This is a genomic window from Paraflavisolibacter caeni (genome assembly GCF_025628885.1).
Taxonomy (GTDB): Bacteria; Bacteroidota; Bacteroidia; order Chitinophagales; family Chitinophagaceae; genus Flavisolibacter; species Flavisolibacter caeni.
This window is the reverse complement of sequence record NZ_JAOTIF010000002.1, coordinates 483232-500745: the sequence shown is the minus strand read 5'-3', so window position 1 is coordinate 500745 and position 17514 is coordinate 483232. Positions and strand designations below refer to the sequence as shown.

At 41.5% G+C, this 17514-nt stretch carries 10 protein-coding genes; 1 reads left to right on the top strand and 9 read right to left on the bottom strand.

Annotated features, from left to right (window positions below; genetic code table 11):
• Positions 1-8: 8 nt before the first annotated feature.
• The 7 genes from pfkA to OCK74_RS06130 all read right to left on the bottom strand — a co-directional run bounded on the left by pfkA (position 9) and on the right by OCK74_RS06130 (position 12590).
• A complete protein-coding gene (gene pfkA / locus OCK74_RS06160) occupies positions 9-989 on the bottom strand; it encodes a 6-phosphofructokinase (RefSeq protein WP_279296136.1) in 981 nt (326 codons plus the stop codon).
• Between the two features lie 409 nt (positions 990-1398).
• Positions 1399-2988: a RagB/SusD family nutrient uptake outer membrane protein gene (locus tag OCK74_RS06155; RefSeq protein WP_279296135.1), complete on the bottom strand. Its 1590-nt coding sequence runs from the start codon at positions 2986-2988 to the stop codon at positions 1399-1401.
• Positions 2989-3019: 31 nt separating this feature from the next.
• Positions 3020-6028, bottom strand: coding sequence for a SusC/RagA family TonB-linked outer membrane protein (locus tag OCK74_RS06150; RefSeq protein WP_279296134.1), 3009 nt, complete (start codon positions 6026-6028; stop codon positions 3020-3022).
• Between the two features lie 166 nt (positions 6029-6194).
• On the bottom strand, positions 6195-7940 hold the full coding sequence (locus OCK74_RS06145; protein WP_279296133.1) for a glycoside hydrolase family 13 protein: 1746 nt from the start codon (positions 7938-7940) through the stop codon (positions 6195-6197).
• A gap of 83 nt (positions 7941-8023) precedes the next feature.
• Positions 8024-9823, bottom strand: coding sequence for an alpha-amylase family glycosyl hydrolase (locus OCK74_RS06140; protein WP_279296132.1), 1800 nt, complete (start codon positions 9821-9823; stop codon positions 8024-8026).
• A gap of 107 nt (positions 9824-9930) precedes the next feature.
• Positions 9931-10266 carry a ChbG/HpnK family deacetylase gene (locus OCK74_RS06135; RefSeq protein ID WP_279296131.1) on the bottom strand — a complete coding sequence of 112 codons (336 nt, stop codon included), beginning with the start codon at positions 10264-10266 and terminating at the stop codon, positions 9931-9933.
• Positions 10267-10406: 140 nt separating this feature from the next.
• Positions 10407-12590 (bottom strand): glycoside hydrolase family 97 protein, encoded by a 2184-nt coding sequence (locus tag OCK74_RS06130; RefSeq protein ID WP_279296130.1) that lies wholly within the window; start codon positions 12588-12590, stop codon positions 10407-10409.
• A gap of 518 nt (positions 12591-13108) precedes the next feature.
• Between OCK74_RS06130 and OCK74_RS06125 the strand changes: the two genes are divergently transcribed.
• Complete coding sequence (locus OCK74_RS06125; protein WP_279296129.1) at positions 13109-15871, top strand: hybrid sensor histidine kinase/response regulator transcription factor; 2763 nt, start codon at positions 13109-13111, stop codon at positions 15869-15871.
• A gap of 43 nt (positions 15872-15914) precedes the next feature.
• On the opposite strand, the gene OCK74_RS06120 is transcribed toward OCK74_RS06125, so the two are convergent.
• Together OCK74_RS06120 and OCK74_RS06115 are read right to left on the bottom strand one after the other, a co-directional pair.
• Positions 15915-16652, bottom strand: coding sequence for a 3-keto-disaccharide hydrolase (locus OCK74_RS06120; protein WP_279296128.1), 738 nt, complete (start codon positions 16650-16652; stop codon positions 15915-15917).
• Positions 16653-16664: 12 nt separating this feature from the next.
• On the bottom strand, positions 16665-17513 hold the full coding sequence (locus OCK74_RS06115) for an ROK family protein (RefSeq protein ID WP_279296127.1): 849 nt from the start codon (positions 17511-17513) through the stop codon (positions 16665-16667).
• Position 17514 lies beyond the last annotated feature (1 nt).

The following is a 17514-nucleotide window of genomic DNA, read 5'->3' as shown; positions in this document are numbered from 1 at the left end:
GGTTCAGATTATGTGGACAGGGTTTCCACCACCTTCATCCACTCTTCGGCTATGCGACCTTTCCTTTTGGCCACCTGCTCCAGGGGCACATAGTTCATCCGGTTGTTCAGGATGCCCACAAACACATTGTAGCGGCCCTCCAACAAACACTCCACCGCATGATAACCCATCCGAGAGGCAATCAGCCGGTCCAGTCCCGTAGGGGAGCCCCCCCGCTGGATGTGCCCCAAAGTACACAACCTTGTGTCCAGGTTGGGCAGCCGTTCCTTGATCAGGCGGTACAGCTCAATGCCCCCATACTCATCCCCCTCGGCCACCACAATGATGTTGACCAGCTTCTTTCTTCTTTCCTTCTCCTGCAGCGAGGTGATGATGGCCTCCGCATCGGTCTTCCGCTCGGGGATCAAAATGTTCTCCGCCCCCGTGGCTATGCCCGAATGCAGGGCAATGTAGCCCGCATCCCTACCCATTACTTCAATAATGAACAGGCGGTCATGGGCATCGGCGGTATCCCGAATCTTGTCAATGGCTTCAATGGCGGTGTTGACCGCTGTGTCAAAGCCAATGGTGAAGTCGGTGCCGGCGATGTCTTTGTCGATGGTGCCTGCCAGACCAATGCAGGGGATGTCGTATTCTTTACTCAGGTTCAAGGCCCCCTTGAAGGAGCCGTCCCCCCCGATGACCACCAGGCCGTCGATTTCATTTTTCTTGAGGACCTCATAGCCCTTTTTCCGGCCTTCGGGGGTGTAGAATTCCTTGCAGCGGGCACTTTTCAGAATGGTGCCCCCCCTTTGGATGATGTTGGCCACCGAGCGGGACTCCATTTTGAAGAGGTCTTCTTCCAACAGCCCCTGGTAGCCGCGCATGATGCCATAGACCTCCAGTCCGTAGTAGATGCCGGTGCGTACCACCGCCCGAATGGCGGCATTCATGCCCGGGGAATCCCCTCCAGAAGTCAGAACTGCTATGCGCTTTATCTTCTTTTCCATAGAATATAGTTCACAGAGAATTACATATGATTAAATATCAACAGATGGTACCCGTAGGAAAGGGAATAGTTTTAAATCCAAAAACATAAGGGAGGCTTACTGGTATCAATAATCACAAAAACGCTAGAAGTTTGTATGCAGCTCAAAGCGATACTACCAGATATAGGTCCAAGCCAGGCTCATGAACAAACAGTCATACGCTACATAATCAATAAGCATTTTGGTTTCCGAATGGCTAACTGCTGATTTAATGATCAACAGAATAGTAATTGAGCTTACTGTGATTAACTATTAATAATCTCTCAATCTTGATTTCAGAACAAATATAGTGGTTTGTTTAATCGATTAAACAAACTTTGATAAAAGAATTTTTTAAAATATAAAAGGACATTAAAGGCATAAATTAGGGTCAATACCCGGTATTTTGTGCCAGGTTGGGATTAGCAATAATATCCGTAGCCGGTATTGGGAAAATATTATATTTAGGATCAACACCTCTTCCGCCCTGCACTCCACCTTTCCAGGGCCATAAATAAGACGCACTGGTAAATATGCCGAAACGTATCAGATCGGTGCGGCGGTATGCTTCCCAATATAATTCACGGCCTCTTTCATCAAGGATGTCATTCAGGGTCAATGTATTTAGATTGCCTCCTGTGTTGCCAAAAGCGCGGGTGCGAAGCGAGTTGATATATTGCAAAGCAGTCGTCATGCTGCCTCCGGCACCTCCTCTCAATACAGCCTCTGCATAAACCAGATACATTTCACTTAAACGGAAAAGGGGAAAATCTGTAGAGGCAAAGGTTCCATTAGCTGATGATGGTGTAGCACCAGTAGAAGTGATATTTTTAAACTTCACAACAGCCAAACCTTGCTTATAGACCGAAGGATCTGTGATTTCCAAGGTAGAACCGACAAACATGGCTCGTTTGTCTGTATTGCCACTATAATCACCAAACAATAATGGCAGATTTTTAGTACTACGCATACCACCCCACCCTCCAGTAGGCACCCCAAAAGCAGGCGGGTTTAACTCATTATTGATGGCAGCATTAATGATGAATGTTGTACCACCCCAATTTTGTGTAAACACGCCATCATAATTAATGGGCAATAAAATCTCATTATTATTAGTGTTATTGTCCGCTAAAAATAGATATCTATAGTTGGGAGATAACGTATAGCCGGAATTAATGACTTTGCTGGCATATGTAATTGCATCAGTAAACCTGCCATTGCCCTGGCCCAGATAAACTTCTGCATTCAGGTATAACCGGGCCAACAACGCCCATACTGCGGCCTGGTCAACCCTGCCATATTCATTTTGCCTTGGCGCAATCATCCCTCCTTCAATCGCCTTCAACTCAGATTCTATATAGTTAAATAAATTGGCCCTGCTGATTTGTTTTGGCAAATAAGATCCAATAGGGTCAGTCTCTGTTACAAATGGCGGATTGGCAAATAAGTCCATAACTACCCAATACTGAAACGCTCTTAAAAAACGAGCTTCAGCCCTGTAGAAACGAACAGAATCCGCAGCTGTACCTGTTATGCCCCGGCTACTTAATTTGCCATCAGAAGCTTCTCTTATAAACTCATTGCATACGGTAATTTGATAAAGACACCTGTTATACAAACCTGTTAGCATAACATTACTGGAACTCCAGTTCAGGTTATGAAATTCAGGCAAGCCCGGATCACTCCAAATGATCATAGCTTCATCTGTGGTTATTTCCTGCGCAACCCAGTATAAACGTAAAAAGTCTGAGGTGCCCGGATCTATACCACCTAAATCGGTACTGTTTGGTCCGGAACTGCCGGTTAATGCATAACTGCCATACACTTTTGCCAATGCCTGCTTATAACCTTCTGCGGAGCTGTAAGCAGCATCGGCAGTTGTTTCATTCGTTGGTGTACGATCCAAATCTTTATTACAGGAAGTAAAAATGCCTGTTAGAACTACAACAAAAACAAATATTCTTAATAAATTGTTTTTCATACGGCATGCATTTACTTTATAAAACGAGACATTAAAAATCAAGATTCACACCCAAAGTAAATATCCTTGGCCTGGGATAAAAGTTATTATCGATGCCACCATAAATCTCAGGATCTGTTCCCTCATAAGGTGTAATCACAAACACATTCTGACAATTCAGTTGTAAAAGCAGATTGATCTCATTATGGAATACATGACCGGCATTATAGTTAATACCCAGATTATCCATCCGAACAAATTCAGCATTCTGTATATAGTAATCTGATTGAAACTGATTATTGATAAAGCCCGTTTTCAATATGTCTGTATGCGCATTACCAAGCACACCACTTGGATTCAGGAGATTTCTTTGAACACCGAGGTTTGACGCTACATTATTATACACATAATTCCCGAAGTTGGCACGCAATACTGTATTCAGACTCCATTTTCGATAAGTAACCTGTGTATTGAAACCTAAAATATGGTTGGGAAATGGAGACCGGAAACGGTACTGATCTTTTTGATTGATAATTCCATCACGATTCAAATCTTCATACGCGCCCTCGATAGGTTTTCCATTTACATGATACAATTGCTTGAACACAAAGAATGCAAAAGGACTATAACCAACCGTATGAATCTGGATGTTCTGTCCTGTAGCACCTGTAATACCACCAACAGGAAAGCCAAGGAAAGTGGTGTCTTTTGAAGCAGTAAGGGAAAGGTTGGTAATTTCGGTTTTATTATTTGCGTAGTTAACACTTACATCCCAGGTAAAATCCTCTTTCCTTATAGGTGTAGCACTAATACTAAATTCAAATCCCCTATTGGTGAGGTTGCCTACATTAGTTGTAACAAGATTCGTAAAATTCGAGCCTACCGGAATATTAACAGGCCCTAAAAGATTCTTGGTCTTCTTATTATAATACTCGACACTTCCAACAATGCGATTATTGATAAAGCCATAATCCAGCCCTACATTATAAGCATCAGTTTCTTCCCACTGAATGTCAGAAACATAAGCTGCGGGCGTGAACATACTGTAAAAAGTATTACCGAACTGGTATTGGGAAGCATTTTGACTCAATGAATAAGTTGACAAATAAGAATAGTTGGAAATATTTTCCTGGTTACCCGTAACGCCATAACTCAACCGAAGTTTCAAATCAGAAAGTGCTTTTGAATTTTTCAGGATTGCTTCATCCTTTACTCTCCATGTAAAAGCTACAGAAGGGAAAACACCCCAACGCACGTCCGGAGCAAAACGGGAAGAACCGTCTGTACGGATAGAGGCGGCCACTATATACTTGGTATTATACGTATAGATCAAACGGCCGTAGTAAGAGATCAACGTATTCCTTGGAATATCAAAGGGGAAAATCGGTACAGATCCTGCTATCGTATCACCATTTGCACTAAAGCTTGGAAAATTATAATTTTTTGTCTTGTTGTCATAGTATCCATAGCCAGCTGTTGCATTGATATTGCTTCGAATGGCGTCGACTGTCTTATTATAGTTAAAATAAAACTCTACTACTTTATTATTGGTACGTTGCGAATACTCGTTATTCATGCCCTGGGTAGCCCAACTCTGTGCTGCTTCAGCAGGTACATATATAGTACCTTCACCTTTCGCAATATCATATCCTAAATTTAAATGAGCATGAAGGTCTGGTAAAAAATGAAAACTGTAATCAAACAGTACATTCCCAAAACTTCTCTCAACAGTGCTCTTGTCCCATTTCAGACGGAGTAGCCCAACAGGATTGCGAGGTGCATTAGGATTGAGGGTAACCACTCCGTTCGAACCTATGGTTGCCCATTCAAAATAATTACCAAACGGACTTGTAACATTTACAGGCTGTGTTGGATCAAAGTTTACAGCAGCGCCAATGGCACTCCTGTTAGCAAAACGACATTTACTGATCGCACCCTTTAAATTAAAGTCGATGATAAGATGATTGGCAAATAACCTGGGGCTTAAACTAATACCACCAGAAGTACGTTTTAACTCATCAGTAGTAAGAATACCTTCCTGGAATAAATAGCCTGCTGAAACTCTATAAGGCATTTTATTCAATTGATTCAGGGAACCTGTAATGCTTACATTATTATCGGTAGTAAGTGCAGTTTGATAAATTTCATCCTGCCAATTTGTTGCAGCACTTCCCATTAAAGCCTTTTGAGCAGTGGTACCAGTTGTATCAACATAATTACGGAACTGCTCGACAGAAAAAACATCAACAGTTCTGTATACCTCTGAAACAGAAAACTTTGTATTAAAATTAATAACAGGTTTAACAACTTTTCCTTTTTTAGTCGTAATGATAACAACTCCATTGGAAGCACGTGAACCATAAATAGCAGTAGATGATGGATCTTTTAAAATGGTGAAAGACTCAATATCATTGGGGTTAATTAAGCTCAACGGATCAGGAGAACCTGCTATAGCCGATGTACCGCTGGTAGATCTGGCAGGGGCCAATGGTAAATCATCGACAATAATCAGGGGATCGTTACTGGCATTTAAAGAAGCCAGGCCCCGAATACGAATCGTACTTCCAGCCCCCGGAGCACCATTATTTGAAATAATAGAAACACCCGCTACTTTTCCCGCAATCAATTGTTCCGGAGTAGTAATTGCACCTTGCTGAAAATCTCTTGCACCCACCGTAGCCACAGAACCTGTAAGCTCTCGCCTTCGTTGCGTACCATAACCAATGACCACAACTTCATTAAGGCTTGTAATAGCACTTGTCTGCATAGTCACGGTTATGTTTAACTGATCAGTAATGCTTACTTCTTGCCGCTGAAAACCTATTGAAGTAAAGACCAGTGTGACTACATTGGTTGGTATGGTTAAAATAAAATTTCCTGTGGTATTTGTAATTGTACCTCCATTAACCCCTCTTGCAGTAATGGTTACACCTGGTAAACCTGCTCCCGAAGTATCAGTGACCAGACCACTCACTGTTTTTGTTTGTGCTAAGGTAATTTGAGTTATAAGGAGCAAAAATACAGGGAGAACAGCAAGACGGTGTAGAGCGCAATCACTCATAAAGCAAGGGATTTAATGAATTAGTGGTTAAGTTGAAGACAATTGCATAGAATAGATTGGAATTGCTGAACTTACATTTCCTGGTTTCAATAACACAACTAATTTATTTCTGGCTCAAACTCTGTACCCAAATAGTTTTATTTATGACATGCTATTGAACACATACTTAATGCACCTCGTAAATAATAGCTTCAAAAGGCTTTAAAACTCCGTTTTTGGAAGGATTACTATAATTATCCAATAATACAGTTGATGAGGCAAGGTTGAGACCAGTTTTGGTTCTGGCAGTTTTATTGGTAAAATTAAGCAATACCAGCAACTTCATTCCTTCCCACTCCCTGGTGTAAGCATAAACAGCGGGATTGCCTTTATCCAGTAATGTATACTTGCCGTACACCAGAGCCAGTTGTTCCTTTCGCAACTTCACTAAATTCCTGAAGTAATTCAGACAGCTATTAGTATCCTTTTCCTGAGCAGCAGCATTGATTGTTTTATAATTGGAAGCTACTTTTATCCATGGATTACTCGTTGTAAAACCCGCATTGGCTGAATTGTCCCACTGAAATGGAGTCCGGCTATTATCCCTGCTTCCAAATTTGATACGAGCCATAACTTTATTCAAATCTCCCCCGGTATTCTTTTGATACTGGTATTCGTTCAGAGTTTGTACATCCCTGAAATCTTCTATTTTTTCAAATCCGGCATTGGCCATCCCCAACTCATCGCCATTATAATAAAAAGAAGTGCCTCTCATGGTCAAAATAAATGTAGTCAGCATCTTGGAAGACACCTCTCTGAATGCAGGGCTATCGTTTCCAAATCTGCTGACCAGTCTTGCCTGGTCATGATTAGCAAGGAATATAGCTAACCACCCCTTTTCTGCAAAAGCACTATCCCATTTACTGAACACATTTTTAAAATGTAGGAGGCTATATCCTTCCATCTTAGCAATGTCTACACCCTCAAAAGCATAAGCCATGTTCAGTTCATGGCGATCTTCATCCACTAAATTGTGTGCGTCTTCAAAAGTGTTTCCTGCGCCCTCCGCCACACTCATAACATCATACTTACTCAACACCTCCTTATTCATCTCCTGCAGGTATCCATGCAAATTCCCCTGCATGGCATAATATTGAATAAAATTCTTTTCAAAGCCTTTGGGGAAATAAGGAAAAGTAGTGTCTTTAGCTACAAATTGAAAAGCATCGAGCCTGAAACCATCAATGCCCTTATCTGCCCAAAATCTCATAATATCAAAAACCTCCTGGCGCACCTTGGGATTTTCCCAATTCAGATCAGGTTGCTTTCGAGAAAAATAGTGCAGATAATAAGCATTGGTCAACGAGTCGTACATCCATGCATCATGGTTGACATCAAACAAGCTATAACGATAGGGCGGCTTACCTCTTTCTGCATCCCACCAATGATAGTAATTCCGGTATGGGCTGGAACGGGAACTTCTGGATTGCTTGAACCATTCATGTTCATCGCTGCTGTGGTTGACAACCAAATCCATGATCAGCTTAATATTACGGTCGTGCATGCCCTTCAACATTGCATCGAAATCTTCCATCGTTCCAAACTCCTTCATGATGTTGCGGTAATCGCTAATGTCATAACCATTATCATCATTCGGAGAAGAATAGATAGGATTCAGCCATACTGCATCTACACCCAAACTTTTGATGTAATCAAGTTTGGAAATGATACCTTTCAAGTCACCGACTCCATCTCCATCGCTATCTTTAAAGCTACGCGGGTAAATCTGGTATATAACGGCTTCTTTCCACCATTTGCGCCCGGAAAAACTAGTTGAAAAATCGTTAGATGTCGTTTTTGTTTGAGCCATACAGAAAGGAACAACCATAATTGTGCTTAAACACAAAGCGGTGAAATACTTATATAGTTTCATGGCCCAGGAATTTAAATATTAAAGCATACCGGGCACAGATTAACCAAAGCTTTTCAAACGCTCACAATAGCCACACAGCCAACTTATTCAAGCGAAAGCACCAATGATTCTAATGGCTGAACAGAAAGTTCCATCTGTCCCTCTCCATTCACCACCTGCATGGTAACAATTAATTTTCCATAAAGTTCATCCTTTAACCGGTAACTGCCATCTTTCAAGCCCCAATCTTTAATAACAGGAGCAGTCACATGTAAACTACCTGTGAAACCTGCTTGATCACTGAAATTAGAGAATACGATAAGTTTTTGATCATTACTCCACCTGGCAAACGAAAACAGCCGGTTATGGTATCCCTCCGATCTCAGTCGGTTCCAGTGATGAAGATCTGCATATTTGCCAGTAAAGGCAGAACTGCTCCTGGTTAAATTGAGCAGCCTTTTGTAAAAGTCACGAAGCTCCAGTTCAGACGCCGACAATTGCGCCCCATCAAACTTACCCCCGTTCATCCACCGCTGATGATGGGGCACACCAACATAATCAAAAATAGAAGTACGTGATGGACTTCCAAAACCTGCATGCTCCGCACCGGGCTCTCCTAACTCTTGTCCAAAATAGATCATTGTTGGCGATGTACTGATGGTTGCTGACACTACCATACCAGGTTTTGCCTTTTCAGGGTTACCAGCAAACTCAGGACTTGCAATGCGCTGCTCATCATGATTCTCTAAAAAATGAAGTAAATGATGCTCTATATCTGCATACCGCTGCTGAATGGATGCTAAAATATCAGTTCCACCACGGCCCTGAATAACATCCCTTGTCCTGTCGTAGAAATCAACCTTATCATAGAGGTAATCCATTTTTCCAATATGGATATAATTACGGTATTCTGCAGGGTTATAAATTTCAGCAATCAATACAGCAGAAGGTTTAGCTGTTTTGATGGCTGAATTCATATAACTCCAAAATTCTACAGGAACCATTTCAGCCATATCGAAGCGAAATCCATCAACACCCAATTTTAACCAGAACAAGGCAATGTCCCGGAACTTCTTCCAAGAGGAGGGCACAACTTTCTCCTTCCAAAAGGCATAGTGATCAGCTATCTGCTTGGTAGCATATTCTGCAGGCAGGGTGTCAAAATCTTTGGTTCCTTCAGGACGCACACCATAGTTGATCTTTACAGTCTCATACCAGTCATCGATATTTGGCAGTGCACGGCGACTGCCATTCCCTGTCCATTTTGCCGGGCTTTCATCAAATTTACCATCACTAAGAGGATGCGGTTCTCCGCCTAAAGGCTTATAGCCATTGGGCGCATAAGGCACCTGGAAACTTTGCCCGGGAATATAGTAAAAGTTGTTGTCACGCTTGTATTCAACACTGGTATCATCAGTAGCTCCAAAATCCTGAACTCCACCTGGCTTGTGAACAGAAACATATTGGCGCGCAACATGGTTCGGTACGATATCAATAATTACCTTCAAACCATGTTTATGTGTTCTATCAACTAATGTCTTGAACTCATCCAAACGTTTGGCAGGATCAGTTGCTAAGTCAGGGTTCACATTGTAATAATCCTTAACAGCGTATGGTGAACCTGCACGCCCTTTCACCACATCCGGATCATCATTACTAACACCTATAGATGTATAATCTCGAATAACGGCATGGTGCGGCACACCAGTATACCATATATGCGTGGCGCCCAAACCTTTGATTTCCTCAAGTGCTTTATCAGTAAAGTCAGAGAATTTGCCAACACCATTTTCCTCGATCGTACCCCATGGCTTGTTGGTTGTCTTTGTATTACCAAAAAGTCGGGTAAACACCTGGTATATAACGATTTTACCTTTCACTTGTGTTTGATTGTTGTGCTCCATTGTATTTTTCAAAGTTTTACAAGCAGTTATTGCAAAGGGAAGTAAAAAGATAAGCAATCGTTTGTTCATACGAAATGACATATAAGCGTCTGCAATATATTCCTTATTTACTTGTGATATCCGTTACTGACTGTAAGGCTGGGGCAATTGGTTAAAGGCCTCCACTTAATATTCTCCCATTCACTGGTCAATGCTAAATGAACACCTACATCCACGCCTGGATTTTGCCTTAGAAATTTCACCGCTTCAGGGAACCAAGGTGAAGGCACGATGACTTCAATGGAGGTTTCAATTCCTTCTTTATAACATTTGATCAGGGCTTCGTTACCAGAATGTGTGTAGCCCATATCATCTCCCCGAATGATCAAACGGGTTGGTTGTTGCTGGGCATGTAAGGCGGCAAATAGAAGAAGGCTTGGAAATGTGAATAATATTCTTCTCATTAGGCATTATTTTGAGCGACAAAAGGGTTATTACATTTACCTTTTTCAGTCAATGATGTTATTAAAAATACGACATGCTTTACTTTTCTTCACATAAAAAAATTGCCGGAAATAACTCCGGCAACTCATTTATTGAATGCTTACTTTTTAATCTTATCTCCCTCTTCAAAACTGACTGCAAACCCTCCGCCTGGTGCAGCAAACTGCGATAGTTTTGATTTGTTATTGACAACCAATTTACGGATGGAGTAGGCTTGTGGTTTGGTCTTATAATCCGCATCCTTTGCATCAGCATAAATAGTTGCTACATATTTTTTACCTGCATCCAAAAAGTCTAATGTTATGGTTGCAGTGCGGGCATTATAGCCATTTACACTACCCAAAAACCATTTACCTGTATCTTTTGCCTTACGGGCCACTGTAATATACTCCCCTGGTTCTGCCTCCAGGTATTTACTGTCTTGCCAATCTACTGCTACATCCTTAATAAATTGAAAAGCATCCGGGAACCTGTTATAATTCTCAGGAAGATCAGCAGCCATTTGCAGTGGACTGTACATAGTTACATATAACGCCAGTTGATTGGCAAGGGTACTGTTCACATGCGAATGGTTGGATGGATTGACCTTACTGAGATCCATTTCAAATATGCCTGGTGTATAATCCATAGGACCTCCCAGTAAACGTGTAAATGGAAGTATGGTGACGTGATTGGCTTTGGTACCGCCAAATGCCTGGTATTCTGTTCCCCTGGCTGATTCATTACCAATCAAATTCGGGTAAGTACGGGCTATACCAGTTGGACGCACGGCCTCATGGGCATTGACCATGATTTGATATTCAGCCGCTTTTTGAATAGCATACAAGTAGTGATTGTTGATCCACTGGCTGTAATGATATTCACCTCGTGGAACAATATTCCCCACATATCCGCTTTTCACAGCATCATAACCGTATTTCTTCATAAACTTATAAGCCGTATCTATATGACGCTCATAGTTGCGAACAGAACTGGAAGATTCATGGTGCATGATCAGCTTAACGCCTTTTGATTTGGCGTAATCGCTTAACTCCTGAATGTTGAAATCAGGATAAGGCGTAACAAAATCAAAAACATAATCTTTTGAATTGCCAAACCAGTCTTCCCAACCAACATTCCATCCTTCTACCAATACGCCACCAAAGCCATTTTGAGCAGCAAAATCAATATACTTCTTTACATTAGCCGTAGTGGCACCGTGTTTTCCATTTGGTTTTGCTTTAGAATAATCTGTAACCCCAAGTTGAACAGAAGGATATTCGTCTGTGTAAGACCATGTAGATTTACCTGTGATCATTTCCCACCAGACTCCTACATATTTCACTGGTTTGATCCATGAGGTTTCTTTGATTTTATTAGGTTCATTTAAATTATAGATCATCTTGGACGCCACGATATCGCGGGCATCGTCACTTGCCATCACAGTACGCCAGGGACTAGTGCATGGAGCCTGCATATACCCTTTATCTCCGTTTGCATCTGGCGTTAACCAAGCCTGAAAGACCATATTTTGATCATCCAGGTTTAAATGCATACAACCATAATTAATCAAAGCCGCTTCATGTATATTAATGTACAGGCCATCAGTACTCTTCAGCATCAATGAGGTTTGAACACCCGTAGGAGAAAAAGGTGTTTGGGATGCATTAGGAGTGATTGCTTTATCCATCAAACCCCTGATTTCCGACAGCTTTGATGTCGTATAATCATATTCCTGGGTGTCGTAATCCCCTGGCAGCCAAATGGCGGTATGATCACCTGTCATCGCAAACTGAGTCCTTTCTTCCTTAATAACAAAGTAGATTAAGTTTTTCTGGGAAGGAAACTCATATCGGAACCCAAGCCCGTCATCAAAAAGGCGGAACCGGATGATCATCCGTCTTTCGGTGTCTTTTTGTTGCAACGTAACTGCCATTTCGTTGTAGTGATTGCGAATGGTCTTCAATTCTCCCCAAACAGGTGACCAACTTTCATCGAAAGAGGAAGTCTTTGTATCCACTACTGAAAAATTGTCAAATAGTGAAGCTTTAGGATTAGCAATTTTTTGTTTCATGTCCGCCTCCGCCCCTTCTTTCATCTTAGGCTCTTCGTACTTTAACTCCAACCCCAATTTACTGGGCTTAATGACCACTTTTCCTTTATAGGTAAGTGTATATATAGGCGATCCATCACTTTGCAGAGCGAAGTTCATAGTAAACTTACCACCTGGGGATTTTAATTCTTGCGCAGTGGCAATGCCTAATAAGATCCAGGAAAGGAAAGTCAACAATAGAAATTTTTTCATTTTTACCCGGTGTTTAAAATTTTTTATGGAATTTTTCTGGAAATAAAAAAGTGCGGAGAAACAAGGATCTATACTTGAATTTCACATGGCTCATCGTTTTAATGATTTGGTTCCAATTATCTGATCATTACTTGGCAAAGTAAAGGCAGAAAAATTAAAAATGTGTATCTAAGACACAAAGTTGGTATTTTATTTTTAAAAATTGATGATATAAGCAAAATGAAGAATAGCAATTTATTCCTGTTTCAATTTCTTTTGTTTTAGAATAAAATGACCACCGAATATAAACAACTGATAATCAACAACTATTGCTTGCCAAAATTGAATACCTTTATAATTAGTTTTAGAAATTGTATTCATTTATTTTGAAATTGTACCATAAAAACGCTGCCTTCAAAAGACAAAAAACCAGCAGACTGCCAGACAATTATATATTTACAGCCATTATAGTTAACTTCACTACCAACAGCTTCTAAACCTAACTACCGCGACTTTTTTGATTACGAATCGATTGCGATATGCCTATTAAACGTTACCAACATTATCTTTCCTTTCTGGGAATCATTTTGATCCTTTTCTTTACAGCTTGTACAACCAAAAAGAAGCAGGAACAGTTCACGATCGCATTCTCTCAATGCGTGGAATCTGACCTCTGGAGAAAAACGATGCTGGAGGAAATGAAACGGGAACTGAGCTTCCATCCCAACGTTACATTTCTTTATAAACAGGCAGATGGCAACAGCCAAAAACAAATCACACAGGTAAAAGAATTATTGAGCAAAAACATTGATCTGCTCATTATCTCTCCTAATGAAGCAGATCCACTTACTCCAATTGTTGAGGAAACCTATAAACAAAACATCCCAGTAATTGTTGTGGATCGCAAAATTTCAACACCACTCTACTCAGCTTATGTTGGTGGCGATAATTATGAAGTGGGAAAAATGGCGGGCCAGTATGCAGCACAGTTACTGAACGGTCAAGGGAATATCATCGAAGTGACAGGTCTGCCAAAATCATCTCCAGCCATTGAAAGACATAATGGATTTGTGGATGCTTTGAAAAACTATCCATCTGTAAAGATCGTGAAACAGGTAAACGGCGAGTGGCTGAAAGAAAAAGCCCAAAGCAAACTGGCAGCTATCCCAGGGCAATATCCTGGTGTCAATCTGTTTTTTGCCCAAAACGACAGAATGGCGCTGGGTACATATGAGGTGTTCAAAGCAAAAGGAATGGCAACCAAACCCAAAATTATTGGAGTAGATGGTCTGCCAGGTAAAGGCGCTGGTTTAGACTTAGTATCAGGCAAAGTCATTACAGCCACCATGTTGTACCCAACCGGCGGAGAAGAGGCCATTAGAACAGCCTTGAAAATCCTGAACAAAGAAAAATTTGAAAAGCAAAACCTGCTGCAAACCACCGTTATTGACTTTACCAACGTACGCATCATGCAGTTACAAGCTGCCAAGGTGGCCAGCCAGCAGCAGCAAATTGAACGGCAGCAAACCCTGATCACAGAGCAGGTAAGGATCTATAACAATCAACGCACCCTCCTATACATTATGGTGTTATCCCTGGCTCTTGCCATCATACTGGGAGGACTGGCGTTCTATTCCCTTAGAGAAAACAGGAAGATCAATAAACAACTCCTGTTTCAAAACCTGGAGATCTCAGACCAGAAAGCACAACTGGAAATCATGTCGGCCAAAGCACAAGCCGCCAATGAAGCAAAAGTCAACTTCTTTACCAATATTTCCCACGAATTCCGCACGCCTTTGACACTCATCCTGGGACCTCTGGAGGAATTATTGACGAACACCAAAAACTCTTATACCACCAACCAAAGCTTGTCCCTTGTCCAGAAAAACGTAATGCGCCTCTTAAGACTAGTTAATCAACTCATGGACTTCCGTAAGATCGAAGCAGATAAAATGAAATTGAAGGCCTCGGAAAATGACCTGATCACCTTTATTTCTGAAATCGTGCAATCTTACAAGAGCATCGCTCAAAAAAGAGGTATCGACCTTCGCCTTATCACCAATGAACGACAACTAAACATCTGGATGGATGCCACAATGATCGACAAAGTGATCTTCAACCTGTTGTCAAATGCTTTTAAGTTCACCAATGACAATGGCTTTATACATGTGTATGTGACTAAAGAAGATAACGAAGCGGTAGTCAAGGTAGAAGATAATGGAGTCGGTATTTCCCAAAATGCACTGCAACATGCCTTTGAAATATTTTACCAGGGCGACTATGAAAATTACAAGGGTTCTGGTCTAGGGCTGGCACTGTCTAAAGAACTTATCCAACTGCACAAAGGCTCCATTTCAGTAAACAGTGAGAAATGGAAAGGCACCACCTTTGAGTTCCGCCTGCCATTAGGCAAAGAACACCTGTGCGAAGAAGAAATGATCGAAGGCGAATACAACCAGGCCGCATTATATGAACAGGAAAAGATCTATACTTCCGACCTTCAATCCATCCCGGTCGCAAAACAGGAAACAGTAGACGTGAAAAACGCGAAAGAGCAATCAATTTTAATAATTGAAGACAATGCTGACCTAAGCGCATTTCTCGCTCGCAAATTCAATACAGAATATGAGATACTGGAGGCAGATAATGGCCAAACAGCGCTCCAGCAGGCATTCGACAACATACCCGATCTGATCATCTGCGATGTGGTAATCCCAGGAAAGGATGGTATGGCCTTGACCAATATCTTCAAAAACGACATCCGCACTTCACACATACCCATTATCCTGTTAACTGCCAAATCAAGTGTAGAACAGCAAATTGAAGGCATGAAGAACAGGGCTGATGCCTACATTACAAAGCCTTTCAATGTGCATTTTTTAGAACAAACGATCAAAAGCCTGATGGCCAACCGGGCCCGGTTGAAAGAACATTTTACCGGAGATTTGTCTTCCAACCTGAAGACGCAAACCGTTGGAAAACTGGACCGGAAATTCATCAATGAATTTACAACCCTGGTGGAAAGCAATATTGCGAACGAAGACTTCAGTGTGGATGACGTATGCAAAGCAATGGCGATTTCAAGGGTTCAACTATATAGAAAAGTAAAAGCATTGCTAAACATTAACGTCAATGATTACATCCTGAATACAAGGCTGCAAAAAGCAAAATACCTCTTGCAACATGAAGAAGCAACGGTCAGTGAAATTGCTTACAAAGTAGGCTTCTCCTCTCCAGCCTATTTCTCCACTGTATTCAAGTCAAAGTTTGGTGTAACTCCAAAGGCTTTTAAGGAGAAGTAGTAATGAAGATCTCATAATCCTTTACTTCTGCGTAAGAAGTAACTTAAAGTTTTTTTATCCTGATATGCCTGAACCAAACATCAGCCCCATGATCCTGTAATGCAATCCGTCCTTTTCTAAATGTACCAAAATCAGGCATAGTATTAAACTTGCTTTGTGCGATCAAATTCTTCCAGTTATCATCCCAAAGTGATGTAGATAAAGTGTGCGTCCCATTTACATAAAAATCCAACTTTCCATTATTGGAAATAATCTCTACTGCATTCCATTCTCCAGCCTTCTTGATGACGTCTTTTGAAGCAGGTATAAGATCATACAATTCACCGGCCCTGTGTTTATTGATTTTACCATCTTCATTCTCATCGTTATCTGCGACCTGCATTTCCATTCCTGTATTCCAGGTTTGTTCATACTTTGATGGTTCTTCATGCACATAAAATATGATTCCACTATTTCCGGCCCTTGATATCTTCCACTCCAATTGCAAATGGAAGTCTTCGAATTCCTCATCAGACACAAGATCACCGCCTCCTTTTGTTTGCCACTCATCCTTCTGAGAAGCATCTAGGTGCAATGCGCCATCCTCTACTTTCCATGCTGTGCCTGCCTCTGTTTTACCATATGTATGCCACCCTTTGATAGTCTTTCCATCAAACAAAGAGATCCATCCATCCGATTGTTCGTTGGTTTCTGCTTTCACATTCGATGACTTTCCTTTATTACTCGAACATCCACCCAATAACAATAATGCAAACGCATAAAAAACAATAAACTTCTTCATATGTAGCAATCTTTAGTGTAAATCATGATACAAGGCTGCCGCCCCCAATATCCCGCTATTTCCAAGCTCAGACACTTCAATCCTCAGATCCCTCAATGCCCTTTGATATGCAAACGTCTCAATCCGCTCCCACATGGTTTTATGAAAATGCCGCCATGCATACCGTACAGATCCTCCGAGAACAATCAAATCAACATCCAAGGCATACAGGATCGTCTTGATGGCATTACCCAGGTGAGCACCCAATTCCTCATACATCCTGATAGCATTTGCATCACCCGCCTCTGCCTGTTGAAATACAGTTTCTCCATCAACACCATGCACATTCTGGAAAAATTGTCCGCTGGCATAGTATTCATAATACTTGTCCAGGTATTCGATCATTCCAAACTCTCCGGCACCACAATGTCGACCAGCATATAATTTTTGATTGATGATAATACCCGATCCCAGGCCCGTGCCAATGGTCAATCCCAACATGGAATTGCAGCCTTTCCCTTTTCCAAAATAAAACTCGCCAAGTGCAAAGCAATTAGCATCGTTATTGATCGCTACCGGTATTCCATAACGATCTTCCATAAGCCTTTGCAAAGGCACCTCCTTCCAGGAAGGAATATTCACCACATCAAAAACAAGCCCTGTTTCCGCATCCACAAGTCCCGGCACGCCAATACCAATAGAAGCCACAGAGTTGCTGATCAACTGATCAGTAAATCCGAACAGCCCCTGCAATACTTCCTCAACCGAACCACTTCCGTGAATACGCTGATTTAAGATATGGGACAAACCTCTTTCCGTCACCAAGCCACCGCGGACATTAGTCCCACCAAGGTCTATTCCGATATTGCTGTTTTTGTTCATA